The sequence below is a fragment of the Marinobacter qingdaonensis genome (genome assembly GCF_034555935.1).
Taxonomy (GTDB): Bacteria; Pseudomonadota; Gammaproteobacteria; order Pseudomonadales; family Oleiphilaceae; genus Marinobacter; species Marinobacter qingdaonensis.
Map to the genome: position 1 here is coordinate 631,400 of NZ_JAYDCJ010000001.1, position 18,897 is coordinate 650,296.

An 18,897-nucleotide genomic window follows, 5' to 3' on the forward strand; every position below is an offset into this window, starting at 1 on the left:
TCGGCCAGGATGGCCGCCCGAAAAGTCATATTCAGACGCGATTGTAGCACTAAAAGTTCCCGCCAGGGCAGGCTCGGTAGAGCCCCTGTCGTCGAATCTCGTCCCACACCGGATCGGGCACCAGGTAGCGCGGTGACCGGCCATCCGCGATGCGCTCCCGGATACCGGTGGCGGAGATGTCCAGCAGCGGCGGATCCAGTTCCAGCACCAGGCCCGCGGGCTGCTCGTGCAGGGCCTGGAGACCCGATGCCTGGCGGCGCACCAGCAGGCGCGCGGGTTCGCCCGCCGGATCCAGCCCGGGCCCGGGCCGGCGCACCACCACGATGTGCGCCAGATCGGGAATCTGCTGCCAGTCCCGCCAGCGGTCGAAACCGGCGAAGGCATCGGTGCCGACCACCATCACCAGGGGCACGTCCGCGCCCAATTCCTGGCGCAACTGGCGCAGGGTATCGGCGGTGTAGGAAGCCCCGGCCCGCACCAGTTCGCGATCATCCACCTGCAACTGGGGCTCGCCCGCCACCGCCAGCTTGAGCAGGGCCAGACGCTGCTCGGCGGTGGCGCCGGTGTCGCCGCGATGGGGCGGGATGTGACAGGGCACCAGGTTGATCCGGGCACCGCCGAACCGGTCACTCAGCTCCAGGGCCAGCCGCAGGTGGCCATGGTGCACCGGATCGAAGGTGCCGCCGTAGATGACGTGCATCGGCATCAGGTCCGGATGTGGCCGTCGCCGAAGACCACGTATTTCTGCGAGGTCAGGCCCTCAAGTCCGACCGGGCCGCGGGCGTGGATCTTGTCGGTGGAGATGCCGATTTCCGCGCCCAGGCCATACTCGAATCCGTCGGCGAACCGGGTCGAGGCATTGACCATGACCGAGCTCGAATCCACCTCGGTGATGAACCGGCGGGCCCGGGTGTAGTTCTCGGTGATGATGCTGTCGGTGTGCTGGGAGCTGTAGCGGTTGATGTGCGCGATGGCGCCGTCCAGTCCGTCCACCACCCGCACCGCCAGAATCGGGCCCAGGTACTCCGCCTCCCAGTCGGCCTCGGTCGCCTCGTTGGCGTCGATGATGGCCCGGGTGCGCTCGCAGCCGCGCAGCTCCACGCCCTTCTCGGCAAACGCAGGCGCCAGCAGGGGCAGGATGTCGTCGGCAATTTCGCCATCCAACAGCAGGGTTTCCATGGTGTTGCAGGTGCCGTAACGCTGGGTCTTGGCGTTGACCGCAACCGCCAGGGCCTTTTCCGGGTCGGCGTGGCTGTCGATGTAGACGTGGCAGACGCCGTCCAGGTGTTTGATGACCGGTACCCGGGCGTCCCGGCTGATCCGCTCGATCAGGCCCTTGCCGCCCCGGGGCACGATTACATCGACGTACTTGGGCATGGTGATCAGCTCGCCCACGGCCGCCCGGTCGGTGGTCTTGACCACCTGCACCGCGGATTCCGGCAGTCCGGCCTCGGCCAGGCCCTGGGCCAGGCAGCGGGCGATCGCCTGGTTCGATTCGATGGCTTCGGACCCGCCCCGCAGGATGGTCGCGTTGCCGGATTTCAGGCACAGACTGGCCGCCTCCACCGTCACGTTCGGGCGGGATTCGTAGATGATACCGATGACCCCGAGCGGCACCCGCATCTTGCCCACCTGGATGCCGGACGGTCGGAAGGTCATGTCGGTGATTTCGCCAATCGGGTCAGGCAGCGACGCCACCTGGCGCAGTCCCTCGATCATGGTGTCGATGCGCTCCGGAGTCAGTTCCAGGCGATCCAGCATGGCGCCATCCAACCCGTTTCGGCGGCCGTTTTCCAGATCCCTGATGTTGGCGGTGACCAACGCGTCCCGGGCGGCGTCCAGCGCCTCGGCGGTGGCCAGCAACGCCTGGTTGCGCACGGCCGTGGTTGAACGTGCCACCTGGGTCGCCGCGGCGCGCGCCTGCTCCCCCACTTCAGCCATGTAAGCTGCAATATCCATCCGATTACCTTCGTGTGTTCCAGCGAAATTCACTATTACCGGCTAACTTTACCTTTCCCGTTTCAAGTACGCACCCCAAACGGATATTATTATCCGGCGGTATGCCACATACTTAGGGAGTTTCCAGAAGGAAGGACACCATGGCCCAGCTGGCCGATAAATTTCTGTTGAGCAGACTGTCCCGGGCCGGTTTCGTGGCCCTGATCGCCGTCGCCGCGCTCAGCGGCGCCTTCGGCGAAGCGCTGACCGCCGCCACCGCGGCCGCCGCCGCCGGCATCGTGATCTGCGGCCCCACCTTTCACACCAGTCGCGAACGCATGCCCTGGCCCCAACTGCAGCAGCTGTTCTTCATCGCTCTCCTGTTGTTGCTGCTCACCAGTTTCTGGACCGGCCCCTGGGCCCTGAGTCACTGGCTCTATGTGATCCCCCTGCTGGCTTTTGCCCTGGTGGCCCGGGGCCTGGCCATGGCCATCACCCTGGCGGTGATGGCGCTGACCGGCCTGGCCATTCCGCTGGCGACCGGTCTGGCCGATCGCCACCAGATGGTCAGCGCGTTCCTGCTGACCGCCCTGCTCTCCGGTCTGCTGGTGTTTCTGCGCGAATACAAGAGCCGGCAACTGGCGCCGCTGCGCCGGACCGACGAGCTGACCCAGGCCGCCAGCCGGGAGTACCTGTCGGCCGACCTGCACAAGGAAATCCAGCGCAGCGAGCGTGAAGGCACCGACATGTCGATCATCATGATCGGGCTCGACACCCACCTGAGCGACCACGATCCGGACGCCGACATCCGCTCCATCCTGCCGCGCATCGGCCGCTACCTGCACTCCCAGATTCGCGACTTCGACACCTACTACCGGGTGGCCGACCTGCAGTTCCTGGTGATCCTGCCGGGCATCGCCACCACCGATGCCATCCAGCGTTCGGAGATCATCCGCAAGGGCCTGTGCACCCTGCTCGAATCCCACGGCATGGCCCTGACCGTCAGTACCGGCATTGCCGGCCTGAACATTGGCGACGACGCCGACAGCCTGCAGCAAAGCGCCGCCAACGCCCTGCGCCGGGCCCAGCAGCAGGGTGGCAACCGGACCCAGGCCTACAGCGCCTGGAACCAGTCGAACAGTGCCGGCCACTCCTCGTCAGAAGGACCCGCATCATGACCGAAACCCGGCTGCGTACCTGGACCCACAGCATCGGCTACGGCCTGGCGACCCTGTTCATCATTTCCCTCGCGCTACAGAATCTGCGCTTCGGTTTTTACGAGCTGTTTTACTTGGCCGCGGGCATGGCGGTGCTGACCCTGGCCGGCCTGACCTACACCTTCCTGTGCCGGCGCCACCAGCTGTCCGCCCCCGGCCACCTGATCATCCTGTCCGGGCTCAACAGCGGCCTGTTGGCCGCGATCCTGACCCTGAATAGCCCGGGCATCGTGCACTGGGCCATGCCCCTGCTGGTGCTCAACCTGCTGGTGCTGCCCCTGCGCCAGGGCGTGGTGCTGTCGCTGCTCCTGCTGCTGCCCACGTCTGCGGTGCTGTTGCTGCAAACCCCGGTGGCCGACGCGGTCACGGTCATTGCCGGCCTGCTGGCCCTGCTCACCGCGGTCTCGCTCTACACCTGGCATTACGACCACATGGCCCAGTCGGCCGAGGATCTGGCAATCACCGACCCGGTGACCGGCGCCCACAACGCCCGGTTCCTGGACGAAACCCTGCAGAAGGAAATCAGCCGCGCCATCGCCACCGGCCACCCCTTGTCGGTGATCGACCTGAGCATCGACTACGCCGATGAGGTTGCCGACCTCCACGGCAAGGCCGGGGTCCAGAATCTGTTCCGGGACATGACCGAGCACCTGTTCAGCGTTATCCGCGCCGGCGACACCCTGTACACCCTGAACGACTCGGAATTTTTCCTGATCCTGCCCTTCACCCCCGAGGAAGGCGTACGGGTGATCGCCGAGCGTATCCGTCGCACCATCGCCGAGCACCAGTGGCCGGTGGTCGGCAAGGCCACCGTCAGCCTGGGCTGCACCACCCGGGGCAGTGGCGACACCCGCACCGACGGGCTGCGCAAGCGCGCCCATGACGCCATGCAGGAGGCCCGCCGACGGGGCGCCGACGCGGTCTGGTTCAGCGCCGGAGAGTCCATCGCGGCATGAGCACCGACTGGCTGAACGCTCTGTCGGCCTGGTTGAGCATGCACCCCGGCTGGCTGGCCCTGGCGCTGTTCAGCACCGCCCTGGTGGAGTCCCTGGCGCTGGCCGGCATTCTGGTGCCCGGCGTCGCCTTCCTGTTCGCCTTTGCCGCCCTGGCCGGGCAGACCGGCATGGCGCTGACCGAGGCACTGCTGTGGGCTGGCCTCGGCGCCATCGCTGGCGACACCATCAGCTTCGCCCTCGGCCGCAAGCTCCAGGGTCGGCTTGATGTCGTCTGGCCCCTGAGTCGCTACCCCAAGGCCATCGCCAAGGGCGAGGCATTCTTTCGCCAGCACGGTGGCAAGAGCGTGGTGATCGGCCGTTTCGTCGGCCCCATCCGCCCGGTCATTCCGCTGGTTGCCGGCGCCTTCCTGATGCCCTGGCGCCGGTTCCTGGCGTTTAACGTTGCCTCCGCCGTCGGCTGGGCGCCGGTGTACATCCTGCCCGGTTTCCTGGTCGGTGGCGCGCTGGCCAGCGAGATCCGGCCGCCGGCGCATTTCTACCCGGTGATCGGCATCAGCCTGGCGGTGATCCTGCTGGTGTACCTGGTCCTGATCCAGTTCCAGCTGGGTTTTGGCGAGGGCAGCCGGCTGTATTCCTGGCTGGAGCGGCGCATGGCCCAGTACGACACCACCCACCGGTTCTGGCGTCTGTACACCAACCACCGCCCGGATCGCCGGGGCGAGTTCCCCCTCGCCTCACTGATGCTGACCCTGGGCGCCTCCAGCCTGCTGTTGCTCTGGGGCCAGCTGGCCACCCAGACCGATATGCTGGAGCCGTTCAATCAACTGGCCCTGGACTGGCTCATCCAGCTTCGACACCCCCTGCTCGACACGCCGGTGATTGTCGCCACCTTGCTGGGCGACCCGCCAGTGCTGACCGCAGCCGCGGTTCTGGCGGTCCTGGCGCTGTCGTTCCGGGGTTACTACGCGGCCGCGGTGCATGTGGTAGTGGCGGCGGTACTGACCTTCGTGCTGGTGACGGTGCTCAAGGCCACCCTCGGCGTGGCCCGTCCGGAGGCGGTTTTTGGCCCACCGAGCTCAGGGGCCTTTCCCAGCGGCCACAGTGCCGGAATTACCGTGCTGGTGACCATGGTGGCCGGTTTTGTTGCCGGTGAGGGCCACCAGCGCCAGCGCTGGCAGACCTACGTGCTGCTGTCGCTGCCACTGCTGCCGGTGGCGATCAGCCGCCTGTATCTGGGGGTACACTGGTTTACCGATGTGGTTGGCGGCATCCTGCTGGGGCTGGCGATCACCGGTGCGGTCCGGGCCAGTTACAGTCGCTACGACCGGATTCACCTGTCGCCGGATCTGACCATGGTGCTCGCCGGGGTGGCCTGGCTGATCTTCACGGTCGTCTATGTTGCCGTCCAGTGGCCCGGCGCCCGGCTGGCGTTCGTGCCGGTCTAGCCCTGCTCCAGGGCCTCCAGCAGTTCCTGCAAGCGGCTCAGTCGCTCCAGCGGATCCTGCAACTCCACCAGACGCTGCTTTTCCTGTTTGTCCAGGGGCAGGAGTTCGGTCAGACGCCAGCCCACGTCCCGGGCGTCCTGGTAGTCCACGTCCATGTCCAGATCCCGAACCACCGGGTGCTTGAACAGGGCCCGCAACACCGACGGCAACTCGTTGAAGCGCTCCGGTACGTCGCTGTCGGCCTCATTCAGCAGCACTTCGACATCCCCGACGTTCAAGCCGTCGTCCTGCTGCCAGCTCCGGACGACCGAGACCTTGGCGGTGCCCTCCACGGTGATCCCCAGCAAGCCGTTGTCGAGCTGCTGGAAATCAATGATGCGCACGTAGGTGCCGATGTCGTAATAGGACGCGGTGCGGCCGGTTTCGGCGCCATCGCGCAGCAGCACCACCACGAACCCCCGATCCTCTTTCAGGCAGCGGGTGAGCATGTCGATGTAGCGGGGCTCGAACAGCTGCAGCGGGATTCTCCCGCGGGGGAGAACGATGGAATTGAGAGGAAACAGGGGTACGTTCATATCAGTACAGGTCACCGCTCGGCGGACTCCAGATTGTTCAGACCTCAACGGTCAGCGAATGGATAACAACTGCTGCACTTCCTCGACCCGGGCCCTGGCTTCGGTCAGCAACTGCAGACTCCTGGACGCATTCAACTCCAGCTCGCCCAGCCGGCGGTACGCCGGCACCTGGTCAAAGCGCGGCAGGTTGGCATTCTGGTTCGAGCCAATCATCGCATGCAACTGGGCCACGATCACCACATCGACCAGGGTCGGTTCGGCCTCACGCGCCTCGTAGGCCCAGTCCTCGGCGTGCCGAACCGCCTCAGCGAAAGCCGGCGGAAACGACCAGCTTTCCAGCACCGCGGCCCCGACGTCGGCGCGCAGCTCCTGCACGGCGTGATGGAGCCGGTCCGGATTGGCGAACAGGCGGTTGTGGTGTTCCGCCTGCACCAGCACCGGCACCACCCCGATGTCATGCAGCAACCCCGCCAGCATCGCCTCCTCCGGATTCAGCCGGGTGGCGTGGTCCGCCAGCACCCAGGCCAGCGCGGCCACCTCACGGGAATGGCGCCAGAGCCGCTCCATTTCCTTTTGCAGCGCCACCTGCCGGGTGTTGAACACCTCGCGCATCGAGAACACGGTCACCAGCTGCCGGGTGGTGCGCATGCCCAGCCGCACCACCGCTTCACGCACGTTGCGGACGTCACTGAAGCCCCGGTACAGGGGACTGTTGCACGCGCGCACCAGCTTGAGCGCCATGGCCGGATCGGCGGACACTGCGTGGGCCACCTGCTCGGCCGTGGAGTCCTCGCGGTCTACCGTCCGGCGCACTTTCCAGGCCACGTCCGGCACGCTGGGCAGTTTGATCTGATTGGTGCGCAACTCCGCGTAGAACGCCATCAGCAGCGCGTGTTCCTCACTTTCGCCGCCGGGGCCGTCGTCGGCGTTCAGTTCCACCTGGTCCACCGGCGCCGTGCGCAACATCTGGGTCAGGATGTCCTGCTCCACCACCAGGAACTCGCAGGGTTTGACCGCCGTAACCTCGTACACCCGCGGCTGCAACCGGGCAATCGGGTTGAGCGCCTGCTCGGTCTCGGCCTGGATCAGCAGGGTCCGTCCGTCGGCCGAGGCCAGTTCCACCTGACCGGACACCAGGAAGAAATCCAGGCCATCCCGGACGCCCCGCTCCAGCACCCGCTGGCCGGGTCCATGGGTCCGACGTTCGGCCCGGCTCGCCAGCAACACCAACTGGTCGTCGGTGAGTCGGTTCAGCGGCTGAAATTCTTTGAGACGACGAAGCGGCAGGCTGCCTTCGCCAGCCATAGGCAAGCTCCTTGTGACACGGCCATCCATCAGCGGATTCACACTATTGTTACTCATTGTAATCAGGGTCCGGCAAAACAACCATGCGCCGGCAGTCTAATCTGGTAGACTTCTGGGCTGCACAACGCCAACCGACACCCACCGCTGGGTCCCAACAGAGAGAACAGAACACCATGCCTCAGTATCGTTCGCGGACTTCCACCGCTGGCCGTAACATGGCCGGCGCTCGCGCCCTCTGGCGCGCCACCGGTATGAAAAACGAGGATTTTGGCAAGCCGATCATTGCAGTTGCCAACTCCTTTACCCAGTTCGTACCCGGACACGTCCACCTGAAGGATCTTGGGCAGTTGGTGTGCCGCGAAATCGAAGCCGCCGGCGGTGTGGCCAAGGAGTTCAACTCCATCGCGGTCGACGACGGCATCGCCATGGGCCACGACGGCATGCTCTATTCCCTGCCGTCCCGGGAGATCATCGCCGATTCCGTGGAGTACATGGTCAACGCCCACTGCGCCGACGCCCTGGTGTGCATCTCCAACTGCGACAAGATCACCCCGGGCATGCTGATGGCCGCCATGCGCCTGAACATTCCCACCATCTTCGTGTCCGGCGGTCCGATGGAAGCGGGCAAGACCAAGCTGTCCGAGCACAAGCTCGACCTGGTGGACGCCATGGTCATTGCCGCCGACCCGAATGCCGATGACGAAACCGTGGCCGAGTACGAGCGCAGCGCCTGCCCGACCTGTGGCTCCTGCTCCGGTATGTTCACCGCCAACTCCATGAACTGCCTGACCGAGGCCATCGGCCTGGCCCTGCCGGGCAACGGCTCGATGCTGGCCACCCACGCCGACCGCGAACAGCTGTTCCTGCAGGCGGGCCGTCAGATTGTGGAGAATGCGCGCCGCTATTACGAGGAAGACGACGCCAGCGTGCTGCCGCTCAGCATCGCCTCCATGGCCGCGTTCGAGAATGCCATGGTGATGGACATCGCCATGGGTGGCTCCACCAACACCATCCTGCACCTGCTGGCCGCGGCCCAGGAGGGCGGCGTGCCGTTTACCCTGAACGAGATCGACCAGCTGTCGCGGAAGGTGCCGCAGCTGTGCAAGGTGGCGCCCAACTCGCCCAAGTACCACATGGAGGACGTACACCGGGCCGGCGGTATCATGGGCATCCTCGGGGAACTGGAACGCGGCGGTCTGATCAACACCGACCTGCCCACGGTGCACAGCAAGACCATGCGTGAGGCGCTGGAAACCTGGGACATCATGCGCTCGCCCACGCCCGAGGTGGTGGACTTCTACAAGGCCGGCCCGGCCGGCATCCCGACCCAGACCGCGTTCAGCCAAAGCACCCGCTGGCCGACCCTGGACGGTGACCGCGCCACCGGCTGCATCCGATCGGTGGAGCACGCCTACTCGTCGGAAGGCGGGCTGGCCGTGCTCTACGGCAACATTGCCCTGGACGGCTGCGTGGTGAAAACCGCCGGGGTGGACGAGAGCATCTACGTGTTTGAAGGCAAGGCGCGGGTGTTCGAGAGCCAGGATTCCGCCGTGGCCGGCATTCTCAGCGACGAGGTCAAGCCCGGTGAGGTGGTGATCATCCGCTACGAGGGCCCGAAAGGCGGTCCGGGCATGCAGGAAATGCTCTACCCCACCAGTTACCTGAAATCCAAGGGCCTGGGCAAGGACTGCGCGCTGCTGACCGACGGTCGATTCTCCGGCGGTACCTCCGGCCTGTCCATCGGTCACGCCTCGCCGGAAGCGGCCGCGGGCGGCGCCATCGGCCTGATCGAGAACGGCGATCGCATCCTCATCGACATCCCGAACCGGTCGATCAATGTCGAACTCGACCAGCAGGAACTGGATCGGCGCCGGGAAGCCCGCGACGCCAAGGGCTGGAAACCGGAACTGGCGCGCGACCGCAAGGTGTCCACCGCCCTGAAGGCCTATGCCCTGCTGGCCACCAGCGCCGACAAGGGCGCCGTCCGGGACGTCAGCAAGCTGGACTAGGCGGCGACCGCCTCCGGCTACAAAAAAGCCCGCTCAGGTTACCTGGCGGGCTTTTTTCGTCCGGGCGGGGGTTACCAGAGGGACCAGCCGCCATCTTCGTCTTCTTCGATGGCGCCGTCCTCGGTGCTGCTACCGGCAGCCGTATCGGCGGCCGGGGCGCTGGATTCCGCGGCCGCACCGGACTGGCTGCCGCCGGCGCTGGACGTCGTGGACGACGCCGCGACCTGCACGAAAATCATGCCCAGGGCCTTCTTGGTGTCCTCATCGAGGATGCCACTGGCCTGGAGCCCGTTATCCTTCTGGAATTGGGTCAGCGCGGCCCGGGTGCTGTCGTCCATCTTCGCACTGACGTTGGTCACCTGGTACCCGGCGCCATAGAGGGCGTTCTTGACCGCGACGGTTTCGTTCGCCATGGCAACGGGCGCGAGCCCCAGGGCAATGACGGTGCCGGCTGCGACAGTCAGACGGCTCAGGGGGTTGGTCGATTTCTTATTGGTCGTCACCTGCTGTACTCCTGATCTTTCAGCGATACACATTTCATTGTTGTTTTGTGGCGCCTATCTCCACAGGCAGGGCCTTACCCGAAAAAGCGTACCATATTTTTACACATCGCCACCTCAGCCGACCGGATCGTCCGAGTCTGGGCGCTCCTGGGCCTGGTGTGCATGTGCGCCCTCGCCGAATTCGCGAATGAAGATGCCCCAGAACGCCATGAACAGCGCCGCAACCAGCGGCCCCATGACAAAGCCGTTGATGCCGAACATGACGATGCCGCCCAGGGTCGACAGCAGCACGATGTAGTCGGGCAACTTGGTGTCGCGCCCCACCAGCACCGGCCGCAGCAGGTTGTCGGCCAGGCCGATCACCACCACGCCGAAGACCGTCAGGACCACCGCCTCGACCACATCCCCGATCGCCGCCAGGTAGATGGCCGCCGGTACCCAGACCAGGGCCGCACCGACCGCCGGCAGCAGCGAGACAATGGCCATCACCACGCCCCAGAGCAGCGCGCCGCTGATGCCCAGGATCCAGAAGATCAGACCGCCCAGGGCGCCCTGGATGATGGCGATCAGCAAATTGCCCTTGACCGTGGCCCGGGTGACTTCGGCAAATTTGGCAAAAAGCAGGCGCTCGCGCTCGTCTCCCAGGGGCAGGGCCTGGATCAGCAGCTCCACCAGCTTGCTGCCGTCCCGGAGCAGAAAGAACGCCAGATAGATCATCAGCGCCAGGCCGAGGAAGAACTGGAAGGTATTCTGGCCGACCCCCAGGGCCTGCTTGGCCAGGAACTGGCTGCCGCCGACGAACACACTGACGGCGCGATCCCGGATTTCAGCGAAGTCGAGATTGAACTGACCCAGGAACGCCTGGATCGCCGGAAACGATTTGTTGACCCGGTCAATGTACTCGCCCGGCCGGATTTCCCCGCTCTGGATCTGCTGGTACAGGCCCACCCCTTCGGCGATCAGCGAGGTGACCAGCACCAGCACCGGAATCACCACAATGACCATGCAGGTGACGAGCGTGATCAGGGCATTCAGGTTGGGCCGGTTGCCCAGCTTGCGCACCAGCAACTGCTGCACCGGGTGGAAAATCAGGGCAATGGCGACCGCCCAGAAGATGGGCCCGAAAAACGGCTTCATCAGCAGCACGAAGGCGAGGGAAACCCCCACCAGCATGGCGAGAAAAGTCCGGGTTTCTAATTTTGCGTACATAGTGGTGACAGTCCTGAAAGTGGGCGGCCAGCAAGGTCAGTCGGCCCTGGCCGCGGGATGACGCTAGCCTACCATGGCAACGTGGTCACTGTAGCCCGCTTCAGGTTATAGTGGTCGGTTATTGATCAGCTATTATTAAAGACAGGTCGTTGCCTTGGAACTGGAAACCTTTACCCCAGAAACCGCCCTGGAGGCCGCCATTGAGCTGCGCCGGGTGCTCGCCGCCCGCACCCACCGCCGCAAGGTGATGGGTCAGGAGGTGCAGGTTCCGGGCCAGCTGGGCGAAGCCCTGCAGTTGCCACGCACGATCAATCGGCTGCAAAGTAAGCAGCAACGCCAGCGGGATCTCGGTCTGGACGACTTTCACGAGCTGTGGCCCACACTATCGCCAGCGACTCGGGAAAAGGTGCTGAACGCGATAGGCTGGTACGATCCAAACGAGCTTGATTGGGATGACAAGCGCTCCAACCGGCGACCGGTGGTCGACCCCGGGTCCTGATTCGTAGATCCCGGTACATGACTTTAAACTGTCATACTCCGTCCCTAGGTTGGACGTCATCAGGAGGATATCTATGAGCACAAACGAACAATTCTACATCGCCCAAGTGGCCGAAGGCAGCGCCGTGCCGACTCTGCTCTGCGGCCATTGCCGTTCCATCCTTTCCCGGGCACGCATTTTCCGTAATGAGGGCGAAAACGAACGGGAAATCGAGTGCAACACCATTGGCCTGTGTTCCGCCGACGACTGCGGGGCCGTCAACTGTTGCGACGCCGCCATGGCCCGAATTGACAACCCGGAGCAGCTGTTCGGGATCGCGTCCTGATTCAAAGCGGCAACGCTCTGTTACGCAACTCAAACACACAAATTTTCCATCTGATTTATCCTGAACTTCGACGATTGTCTGAGTCGGCCTCCCGAGACGCCTGACTCCGGCAATCACGCATTCAATCAGTCAGGACAGTCGATGGCATGCGTATTCTGAGAACCGATGAAGCCCGCTTCGCAGGTCTTCCGGATTACCCTTTTGCTCCGCATTACCTGGATGTTGAACCCAACCTGAGAATGCACTTCGTGGACGAGGGTCCGGCGCACGCCTCCCCGGTGTTGATGTTGCACGGCGAACCGTCCTGGTCCTACCTGTACCGGCACATGATTCCGTTGGTGGCCGAGGCCGGTCACCGGGTGCTGGCCCCCGACCTCGTGGGCTTCGGCAAGTCCGACAAGCCGGCGGCGGTCGAGGATTACAGCTACGAACGCCACATGGCGTGGCTCACCACCTGGCTGGAAACCCTGGACCTGCGGAACATCACTCTGGTGTGTCAGAACTGGGGGTCACTGCTGGGCCTGCGCCTGGCCGCGGAGCATTCCCATCGATTCAGCCGGATCATCGTCGGCAATGGCATGCTGCCCACCGGCGAAGACCCGGTTCCGGCCGTGTTCTCGTTCTGGAAAGCCTTCGCCAGCCACAGCCCCTGGTTCCCGGTCGGGCGTATCGTGCAGCTCGGCACCGAACGCACTCTGACCCGGGCCGAGCTGGCCGCCTACGAGGCGCCCTTCCCGTCCGCGGACTACAAAGCCGGCGCCCGCGCCTTCCCGAGGCTGGTGCCGGTGTCCGGGGACGACCCCTCGGGCGAGGCCAACAAGGATGCCTGGCGGGTGCTGGAGAAATGGCGCAAGCCGTTCCTGACCTGTTTCAGCAACGGCGACCCGATCACCCGCGGCGGCGACCGCTACATGCAGCGCCGCATTCCCGGCGCCCACGGCCAGCCCCACATCACGCTTCGGGGCGGCCACTTCCTGCAGGAAGACTCCCCGGAGGACTTCGCCCGCATCATCATCGACGCCCTGAAAGCGGAAATGGCGGCCTGAGCCGTCTGAACAGGGGCCCGGTTAGCCGAAGACCGTGACCGTCTGACGGCTCAGCGCCACCAGCTCGCCACTGGCAGTCCAGATGCCCGCCTGGGTGTGGCCGTAACCAGCTCCGGCCTGATCGATACTCGCCTTGTACAACAGCCAGTCGCCCGGCTTGAGCGCCGGTCGCGGGTGCACGATGTCCAGCGCCCAACTCAGGGAACTGGCCGGCGCCCGCTTCTTCAGGTGCGGCAGAATCGCCGGTGGCCAGGCATCCACCAGGGCCACGATGTGGGCGTCGGAGAATTGCTCCGGCGTCTCCCGGAACTGCATCCAGCCGCCCATCTCCCGACCACCCTTGCCGGTGAAGGGCATGTCGCCGAAGCTCCAGCGCATTTCGATGTGCTGGGTGAAATCCGGGGTAACCCCCTGAATGAACGGCAGCGACTGACACTCGTCCACCGGCTTGGCCGTGGGCGCCGGTAGCGCGTCGACCTGGACCGCCGATTCCCGGTCACCCCCGAAACTGGCCAGGCACACCAGGCGCGGCTCGCCATTTTGCCAAATCCGGCCCTGCACCTGGCTGACCGCCTTGCCTTCCCGCAGGACTTCCGCCTCAAACGCGGCCGGCACACCCGGCTCCACCGGGCCAACGAAGGATACCTGCAGCGAACGCATGGCCCGCCCGGGCGCGACCCGCTGTGCCATGCAATCGAACACCAGTGCGGCGACCAGGCCGCCGAAGCTGGCCCGGCCCTGGCCCCAGGATTGGGGAATCACGAGCTCGTTTTCGTGCCGTACCGCCGACAACAACTGATCAAAATTCATGGGGTCTTCCTGTTAGCAACCTACCTGGAATACAGAAGACTGCCCCAGTTTCGGAGCCGGCGCAATGCTGCCGCACCGGCAAGTACCTACGGTCGCTACCGGATTTTGCATATTAAAGGGGGCCTAAAGCGGCTATAATGACGCCACTTCATGCATTGCACGGCAATGCCTTACCTCCCGAATTCCGAGTAAATCAATGTCAGAATTGTCCTTCGCCGAACTGGGTCTGGACCCGGCCGTACTTGAAGCCGTGACCGCCGTTGGCTACGAAAAACCGTCGCCCATTCAGGCCCAGTCCATCCCCGCCCTGCTGGCCGGCAACCACCTGCTGGGTGTGGCCCAGACCGGCACCGGTAAAACCGCCGCTTTCGCCCTGCCACTGCTGAGTCGCGTCGACGCCTCGGTGGCCGAGCCCCAGATCCTGGTACTGGCGCCCACCCGGGAGCTGGCCATCCAGGTGGCGGAAGCCTTTACCACCTATGCCAGCAAGTTCCGCCAGTTCCACGTGCTGCCGATCTACGGCGGCCAGGACTTCTACCCGCAGATCAAGGGCCTGCGCCGCGGTGCCCAGGTGATCGTGGGCACCCCGGGCCGGATGCTGGACCACCTGCGCAAGGGCACCCTGAAGCTGGACAACCTGAAGGCACTGGTGCTGGACGAGGCGGACGAGATGCTCCGCATGGGCTTCATCGACGACGTGGAAGCGATCCTGGCCAAGACGCCGGAGAACTGTCAGCGCGCCCTGTTCTCGGCCACCATGCCGCCGCAGATCAAGAAGGTGGCGCAGACCTATTTGCGCGACGCCACGGAAGTGAAGATCGAGAGCGAGACCCGCACGGTCGAACGCATCTCCCAGTTCGTGCTGCCGGTCTACGCCGAGCGCAAGCTGGACGCGCTGACCCGGATCCTGGAAGTGGAGCCAGTGGACGCCACCATCATCTTCGTGCGTACCAAGGCCGAAACCACGCTGCTGGCCGAGAAACTCTCCGCCCGGGGCCACGCGGTGGCGCCGCTGAACGGTGACCTGAACCAGCGCCAGCGCGAGCAGACGGTGGAAGACCTGAAGCGCGGCAAGAAAGACATCGTGATCGCCACCGACGTGGCGGCCCGGGGCCTGGACGTGGCGCGTATCACCCACGTCATCAACTACGACGTGCCCTACGACACCGAAGCCTACATTCACCGGGTTGGCCGTACCGGCCGGGCCGGTCGTACCGGCAAGGCGATCCTGCTGGTCACGCCGCGCGAGCGCAGCTGGCTGAAGACCCTGGAGCGGGCCACCAACTCGCCGATGGAGGCCTACCAGCTGCCGTCACCGACCGAGCTCAAGAAGATGCGCGAGCAGCAGTTCGAGAGCCAGCTGATGGGCTTTGCCGAGGACAAGAAGCTGGCCAAGGCGATGTCGCTGCTGGACGAGATTGCCGAGCGCAACGACATGGACATGGCCATGGTGGCCGGCGCCCTGGCGTGCTGGATGGAAGCGGCCCAGCCGGGTTCGCTGCCGCTGGAGCAGCCGGACGCCCTGCCCGTGGTCTCCGCCACCCCGCCGCCACGGCGTGATCGCAAGGGCGGTCGCCCGGGTGGTTTCAAGAAAGGTCCGAAAGGCGGCTTCAAGAAGGGTGGCCCGAAAGGCCGTGGCAAACCGTCCGGAAAAGGCGGCAAGCCGGCAGGCAAGCGCCCACCGCGCCAGGCTTAAGCCGGGCGCTGGTAGACCACAAAGCTGTAGTCGTAAGGATTGTTGTCGGACGCGGAGAAATCCTCCCGTCCGATTTCCTCCCACTCATCCCAGTTCACTTCCGGAAAGAATGCGTCCCCATCCACCTCGGCGTGCACCTGGGTGACGTACATCCGGTCCACCAGCGGCAGGGCCTCGGTGTAAATCTGGCCACCGCCGATGATCATCACTTCCTCACCGCCTTCCAGCTCCGCCTGGGCTTCGGCCTTGACCAGAGCCTCCTGCAACGAGGTCGCTGCCACCGTTCCGGTGGGCGCTTCCCAGTCCGGATTGCGAGAAATCACCAGGTTCATCCGGCCCGGTAGCGGACGGCCAATGGAGTCCCAGGTCTTGCGCCCCATGATGATGGGCTTGCCCATGGTGGCCTGCTTGAAATAGCGCAGGTCGCCGGGCAGATACCAGGGCAGGTTGTTGTTGCGGCCGATGACCCGGTTGCGGGACATGGCGACTATGAGGGCTTTCCTCATCTTTGTGTGTCCTCTTGCTTTGGAGTTAGCGAGGGCGGGGATAAGCTTGCCAAAACCCGCTCAAGCACGTCCATGTGGCGCTTGAGCTCCGCCATCCATGGCTCCGCACAGTTTTGGCAAGCTTATCCCCACCCTCGCTCCAGACTTCATTGGAGCCGCCATAACATTTAGCTTCTGCGAGGCAACCAGACCAGGCAGCACCGGAAATTGAGCCTCTAGGCGTTTTACCCGATCGTCCCTTTCCGCAGGTCAAAGTCGGGCGGTGGTTGGGGTGGTTCGAAAATGTGCGGAGCCAGGGATGGCGGAGCCAAGCGCACACGGACGTGTTCACAGCGGTTTTCGAACCACCCCAACCACCGCCCGGCCACTCCCAACAGGAGGGCCGGAAAAACCAACTCCCACGTTAGATCGCAATCGGCGCCTTAATCACCGAATGCGGCTCATACCCCTCAAACTCAAAGTCTTCCAGCTCATACTCAAAGATAGACGCCGGCTTGCGCTTGATCACCAGCTTCGGCAGCGACCGCGGTTCGCGCTTGAGCTGTTCGAAGACGATGTCGTCGGTGAGGTGGTTCTGGTACAGGTGGCAGTCACCGAAGGTGTGCACGAACTCACCCACGTCCAGGTCGCACTGCTGGGCGATCATGTGGGTCAGCAGGGCGTAGGAGGCGATGTTGAACGGCACGCCCAGGAACAAGTCGGCGCTGCGCTGGTAGAGTTGGCAGGAGAGTTTGCCGTTGGCGACGTAGAACTGGAACAGGCAGTGGCACGGCGCCAGGGCCATGCGCCCTTCCCGCACGTTGTCCTGGGGCCCGATGGATTCGTCCGGCAGTTCGGCCGGGTTCCAGGCGGAGACGATCAGGCGGCGGGAGTTGGGCTTGGTTTTGATTTGCTCGATCACTTCGCTGATCTGATCCACCACCCGGCCGTCCGGGCACTGCCAGCTGCGCCACTGCTTGCCGTAGATCGGGCCGAGGTCGCCGTCCTCCAGCGCCCACTCGTTCCAGATCGAGACCTTGCGCTCCTTCAGCCAGTTGTTGTCGGTGGAACCGTTCAGAAACCAGAGCAGCTCGTAGATGATGCTGCGCAGGTGCACTTTCTTGGTAGTGACCAGGGGAAAGCCGTCCTGCAGGTTGAAGCGCAACTGCCGGCCGAACACCGAGCGGGTGCCGACGCCGGTGCGGTCACCTTTGTCGAATCCGTTGTCGACGACGTCCTGCATCAGGTCGAGGTAGGCTTTCATTCTGCAGTTCTCCGATAAGCGATAAACATGAGTACGGCACCGGCCAGAATCATGGGGGTCGACAGCACCTGCCCCATGGTGAGCCAATCGAAGGCCAGGTAGCCGAGCTGCGGGTCCGGCTCGCGCACGAATTCCACCAGGAAGCGGAACACGCCATAGAAGATCAGGAACATGCCGGACACCGCCATGCGCGGCCGGGGATTGGCGGAAAACCACCAGAGGATGGCGAACAGGGCCACGCCTTCAAGGGCAAACTGGTACAGCTGCGACGGGTGCCGGGCCAGGCTGTCGGGTGCGGTGCGAAACACCATGCCCCAGGACACGTCGGTGGGCTTGCCCCAGAGCTCGCCGTTGATGAAGTTGCCAATGCGGCCGGCGCCCAGGCCGACCGGCACCAGCGGGGCGACGAAGTCGGCGATTTTCCAGAACCCGGCGCCCACCTTGCGGCCGTACCACCACATGGCCAGCATCACACCGAGCAGGCCGCCGTGGAAGGACATGCCACCTTCCCAGACTCGCAGTAGCCAAAGCGGGTCGGCCAGGAAGGCGTCGAAATTGTAAAACAGCACGTAGCCGAAGCGGCCGCCCAGGATCACGCCCAGGGCCAGGTAGAACAGCAGGTCGCCCATCTGCTCTTCGTTGATCGGCGACCAGGGCTTGCGGGTGCGCAGGCGCCCCAGCCACCAGCCGGCGACGAAACCGACCAGGTAGGTCAGGCCATACCAGTGAATTTTGATGGGGCCGATGGCAATGGCCACCGGGTCAATCTGGGGATGCTGCAGCATCGACAACCTCTCAGCTCAGAAGGAAGCGAAATCCCAACACCAGCAGGATTACGGCGAAGATTCGTTTTAACAGGGCTCCGTCCAGGCGGTGCGCCAGAACGGCCCCGACCCGGGCGAATACCACGCTGGTCGGGATGATGCCAAGCAGAGCCGGCAGATAAATGAAGCCAAGACTGTACTCGGGCAAATTGGGGTTGTTCCAGCCGGTGCCGATATTGCCCAGGGCGCCAGCAACGGCAATCGGCAGACCGCAGGCGGCCGAGGTGCCCACGGCCTGCTGCATACGCACATTGCACCAGCTCAGGTACGGCACAGTGAGGGTGCCGCCACCGATGCCAAAGATCGCCGAGGCCCAGCCAATGACGCCACCGGCGGGGGTCAGGCCGACCGGGCCCGGGACCGCCCGGCCGGGTTTCGGGTCGGCGCCGGCCAGCATCTTGATGGCCACGGCAATCACAAACACGCCGATCACCAGTTCCAGCGCCGGACCGCTCAACAGCGACGCCGACCAGGCCCCCACCACGGCACCAACCACAATGCCGACCGCCATGGGTCGGAAGATTTCCCAGCGCACGGCGTTGCGCTGATGGTGCGAGCGAATGGAGCTAAGGGATGTGAAGACGATGGTCGCCAGCGACGTGCCAACCGCCAGATGGGCCGCCACTTCGGCACTGACGCCCTGGGCACCGAAACTGAAGATCAGCACCGGGACAATGATCAAACCACCACCAATGCCGAAAAGCCCAGCCAGGGTGCCAGCCAGGGCGCCCAGCGCCAGGTAGGAAGCAACGACGAACAGCAGGCTCATTGCGGTGATCACAACCCCAGGA

Annotated in this window: 19 protein-coding genes; 8 read left to right on the forward strand and 11 right to left on the reverse strand. The window is 64.6% G+C overall.

Annotation, left to right across the window (positions count from 1 at the left end):
• Nucleotides 1-49 precede the first annotated feature (49 nt).
• Together nadD and U5822_RS02965 are read right to left on the reverse strand one after the other, a co-directional pair.
• Nucleotides 50-700 (reverse strand): nicotinate-nucleotide adenylyltransferase, encoded by a 651-nt coding sequence (gene nadD / locus U5822_RS02960; RefSeq protein WP_322854130.1) that lies wholly within the window; start codon nucleotides 698-700, stop codon nucleotides 50-52.
• A 5-nt stretch (nucleotides 701-705) separates the two neighbouring features.
• The gene (locus U5822_RS02965) at nucleotides 706-1,959 is read right to left on the reverse strand and encodes a glutamate-5-semialdehyde dehydrogenase (protein WP_322854131.1); all 1,254 of its coding nucleotides are present in this window, start codon (nucleotides 1,957-1,959) and stop codon (nucleotides 706-708) included.
• Nucleotides 1,960-2,099: 140 nt separating this feature from the next.
• Here U5822_RS02965 and U5822_RS02970 point away from each other — a divergent pair, with 140 nt between their 5' ends.
• The 3 genes from U5822_RS02970 to U5822_RS02980 are packed head-to-tail and all read left to right on the forward strand — an operon-like array spanning nucleotide 2,100 to nucleotide 5,556.
• The gene (locus U5822_RS02970) at nucleotides 2,100-3,116 is read left to right on the forward strand and encodes a GGDEF domain-containing protein (protein ID WP_322854132.1); all 1,017 of its coding nucleotides are present in this window, start codon (nucleotides 2,100-2,102) and stop codon (nucleotides 3,114-3,116) included.
• Entirely contained in the window at nucleotides 3,113-4,111 is a 999-nt protein-coding gene (locus U5822_RS02975; RefSeq protein WP_322854133.1) for a GGDEF domain-containing protein, read from the forward strand. Before U5822_RS02970 ends, U5822_RS02975 begins: the two co-directional genes overlap by 4 nt.
• Nucleotides 4,108-5,556, forward strand: coding sequence for a bifunctional DedA family/phosphatase PAP2 family protein (locus U5822_RS02980; protein ID WP_322854134.1), 1,449 nt, complete (start codon nucleotides 4,108-4,110; stop codon nucleotides 5,554-5,556). Before U5822_RS02975 ends, U5822_RS02980 begins: the two co-directional genes overlap by 4 nt.
• Here U5822_RS02980 and U5822_RS02985 read toward each other — a convergent pair.
• Together U5822_RS02985 and U5822_RS02990 are read right to left on the reverse strand one after the other, a co-directional pair.
• Nucleotides 5,553-6,131: an LON peptidase substrate-binding domain-containing protein gene (locus U5822_RS02985; RefSeq protein WP_322854135.1), complete on the reverse strand. Its 579-nt coding sequence runs from the start codon at nucleotides 6,129-6,131 to the stop codon at nucleotides 5,553-5,555. The two genes, U5822_RS02980 and U5822_RS02985, sit on opposite strands and share 4 nt — an antisense overlap.
• A gap of 51 nt (nucleotides 6,132-6,182) precedes the next feature.
• Complete coding sequence (locus U5822_RS02990) at nucleotides 6,183-7,436, reverse strand: HDOD domain-containing protein (RefSeq protein WP_322854136.1); 1,254 nt, start codon at nucleotides 7,434-7,436, stop codon at nucleotides 6,183-6,185.
• 173 nt (nucleotides 7,437-7,609) lie between these two features.
• Between U5822_RS02990 and ilvD the strand changes: the two genes are divergently transcribed.
• Nucleotides 7,610-9,445, forward strand: coding sequence for a dihydroxy-acid dehydratase (gene ilvD / locus U5822_RS02995; protein ID WP_322854137.1), 1,836 nt, complete (start codon nucleotides 7,610-7,612; stop codon nucleotides 9,443-9,445).
• 71 nt (nucleotides 9,446-9,516) lie between these two features.
• Here the strand turns inward: ilvD and U5822_RS03000 are convergent, their stop codons facing one another.
• Entirely contained in the window at nucleotides 9,517-9,948 is a 432-nt protein-coding gene (locus tag U5822_RS03000) for a peptidoglycan-binding domain-containing protein (RefSeq protein WP_322854138.1), read from the reverse strand.
• A 114-nt stretch (nucleotides 9,949-10,062) separates the two neighbouring features.
• Nucleotides 10,063-11,157, reverse strand: a complete 1,095-nt coding sequence (locus U5822_RS03005; RefSeq protein ID WP_322854139.1) for an AI-2E family transporter — start codon at nucleotides 11,155-11,157, stop codon at nucleotides 10,063-10,065.
• Between the two features lie 154 nt (nucleotides 11,158-11,311).
• Between U5822_RS03005 and U5822_RS03010 the strand changes: the two genes are divergently transcribed.
• The 3 genes from U5822_RS03010 (at nucleotide 11,312) to U5822_RS03020 (ending at nucleotide 13,027) form a co-directional block, all read left to right on the forward strand.
• Nucleotides 11,312-11,656: a hypothetical protein gene (locus U5822_RS03010; RefSeq protein ID WP_322854140.1), complete on the forward strand. Its 345-nt coding sequence runs from the start codon at nucleotides 11,312-11,314 to the stop codon at nucleotides 11,654-11,656.
• Between the two features lie 73 nt (nucleotides 11,657-11,729).
• Nucleotides 11,730-11,981 (forward strand): hypothetical protein, encoded by a 252-nt coding sequence (locus U5822_RS03015; protein ID WP_322854141.1) that lies wholly within the window; start codon nucleotides 11,730-11,732, stop codon nucleotides 11,979-11,981.
• 146 nt (nucleotides 11,982-12,127) lie between these two features.
• Nucleotides 12,128-13,027: a haloalkane dehalogenase gene (locus tag U5822_RS03020; RefSeq protein ID WP_322854142.1), complete on the forward strand. Its 900-nt coding sequence runs from the start codon at nucleotides 12,128-12,130 to the stop codon at nucleotides 13,025-13,027.
• Between the two features lie 21 nt (nucleotides 13,028-13,048).
• Here the strand turns inward: U5822_RS03020 and U5822_RS03025 are convergent, their stop codons facing one another.
• Nucleotides 13,049-13,837 carry an acyl-CoA thioesterase gene (locus tag U5822_RS03025; protein ID WP_322854143.1) on the reverse strand — a complete coding sequence of 263 codons (789 nt, stop codon included), beginning with the start codon at nucleotides 13,835-13,837 and terminating at the stop codon, nucleotides 13,049-13,051.
• A 196-nt stretch (nucleotides 13,838-14,033) separates the two neighbouring features.
• Between U5822_RS03025 and U5822_RS03030 the strand changes: the two genes are divergently transcribed.
• A complete protein-coding gene (locus tag U5822_RS03030) occupies nucleotides 14,034-15,533 on the forward strand; it encodes a DEAD/DEAH box helicase (RefSeq protein ID WP_322854144.1) in 1,500 nt (499 codons plus the stop codon).
• Here U5822_RS03030 and U5822_RS03035 read toward each other — a convergent pair.
• The 4 genes from U5822_RS03035 to U5822_RS03050 form a co-directional block, all read right to left on the reverse strand.
• Complete coding sequence (locus tag U5822_RS03035) at nucleotides 15,530-16,039, reverse strand: dihydrofolate reductase (RefSeq protein WP_322854145.1); 510 nt, start codon at nucleotides 16,037-16,039, stop codon at nucleotides 15,530-15,532. The two genes, U5822_RS03030 and U5822_RS03035, sit on opposite strands and share 4 nt — an antisense overlap.
• Nucleotides 16,040-16,442: 403 nt before the next feature.
• Nucleotides 16,443-17,282: a thymidylate synthase gene (locus tag U5822_RS03040; RefSeq protein ID WP_322854146.1), complete on the reverse strand. Its 840-nt coding sequence runs from the start codon at nucleotides 17,280-17,282 to the stop codon at nucleotides 16,443-16,445.
• Nucleotides 17,279-18,067 (reverse strand): prolipoprotein diacylglyceryl transferase, encoded by a 789-nt coding sequence (lgt, locus tag U5822_RS03045; RefSeq protein ID WP_322854147.1) that lies wholly within the window; start codon nucleotides 18,065-18,067, stop codon nucleotides 17,279-17,281. The genes U5822_RS03040 and lgt overlap by 4 nt, the downstream gene beginning before the upstream one ends.
• Before the next feature lie 10 nt (nucleotides 18,068-18,077).
• Complete coding sequence (locus tag U5822_RS03050) at nucleotides 18,078-18,875, reverse strand: sulfite exporter TauE/SafE family protein (protein ID WP_322854148.1); 798 nt, start codon at nucleotides 18,873-18,875, stop codon at nucleotides 18,078-18,080.
• Nucleotides 18,876-18,897 lie beyond the last annotated feature (22 nt).

What these genes read in the sequence shown, in the direction of transcription:
- U5822_RS02965 (WP_322854131.1), bottom strand. Translation starts at nt 1,959, where the DNA reads ATGGATATTGCAGCTTACATGGCTGAAGTGGGGGAGCAGGCGCGCGCC.
- U5822_RS03030 (WP_322854144.1), top strand. Translation starts at nt 14,034, where the DNA reads ATGTCAGAATTGTCCTTCGCCGAACTGGGTCTGGACCCGGCCGTACTT.
- U5822_RS03035 (WP_322854145.1), bottom strand. Translation starts at nt 16,039, where the DNA reads ATGAGGAAAGCCCTCATAGTCGCCATGTCCCGCAACCGGGTCATCGGC.
- U5822_RS02975 (WP_322854133.1), top strand. Translation starts at nt 3,113, where the DNA reads ATGACCGAAACCCGGCTGCGTACCTGGACCCACAGCATCGGCTACGGC.
- ilvD (WP_322854137.1), top strand. Translation starts at nt 7,610, where the DNA reads ATGCCTCAGTATCGTTCGCGGACTTCCACCGCTGGCCGTAACATGGCC.
- U5822_RS03015 (WP_322854141.1), top strand. Translation starts at nt 11,730, where the DNA reads ATGAGCACAAACGAACAATTCTACATCGCCCAAGTGGCCGAAGGCAGC.
- U5822_RS03020 (WP_322854142.1), top strand. Translation starts at nt 12,128, where the DNA reads ATGCGTATTCTGAGAACCGATGAAGCCCGCTTCGCAGGTCTTCCGGAT.
- U5822_RS02970 (WP_322854132.1), top strand. Translation starts at nt 2,100, where the DNA reads ATGGCCCAGCTGGCCGATAAATTTCTGTTGAGCAGACTGTCCCGGGCC.
- U5822_RS03025 (WP_322854143.1), bottom strand. Translation starts at nt 13,837, where the DNA reads ATGAATTTTGATCAGTTGTTGTCGGCGGTACGGCACGAAAACGAGCTC.
- U5822_RS03005 (WP_322854139.1), bottom strand. Translation starts at nt 11,157, where the DNA reads ATGTACGCAAAATTAGAAACCCGGACTTTTCTCGCCATGCTGGTGGGG.
- U5822_RS03040 (WP_322854146.1), bottom strand. Translation starts at nt 17,282, where the DNA reads ATGAAAGCCTACCTCGACCTGATGCAGGACGTCGTCGACAACGGATTC.
- U5822_RS02985 (WP_322854135.1), bottom strand. Translation starts at nt 6,131, where the DNA reads ATGAACGTACCCCTGTTTCCTCTCAATTCCATCGTTCTCCCCCGCGGG.
- U5822_RS03050 (WP_322854148.1), bottom strand. Translation starts at nt 18,875, where the DNA reads ATGAGCCTGCTGTTCGTCGTTGCTTCCTACCTGGCGCTGGGCGCCCTG.
- nadD (WP_322854130.1), bottom strand. Translation starts at nt 700, where the DNA reads ATGCACGTCATCTACGGCGGCACCTTCGATCCGGTGCACCATGGCCAC.
- U5822_RS02990 (WP_322854136.1), bottom strand. Translation starts at nt 7,436, where the DNA reads ATGGCTGGCGAAGGCAGCCTGCCGCTTCGTCGTCTCAAAGAATTTCAG.
- lgt (WP_322854147.1), bottom strand. Translation starts at nt 18,067, where the DNA reads ATGCTGCAGCATCCCCAGATTGACCCGGTGGCCATTGCCATCGGCCCC.
- U5822_RS02980 (WP_322854134.1), top strand. Translation starts at nt 4,108, where the DNA reads ATGAGCACCGACTGGCTGAACGCTCTGTCGGCCTGGTTGAGCATGCAC.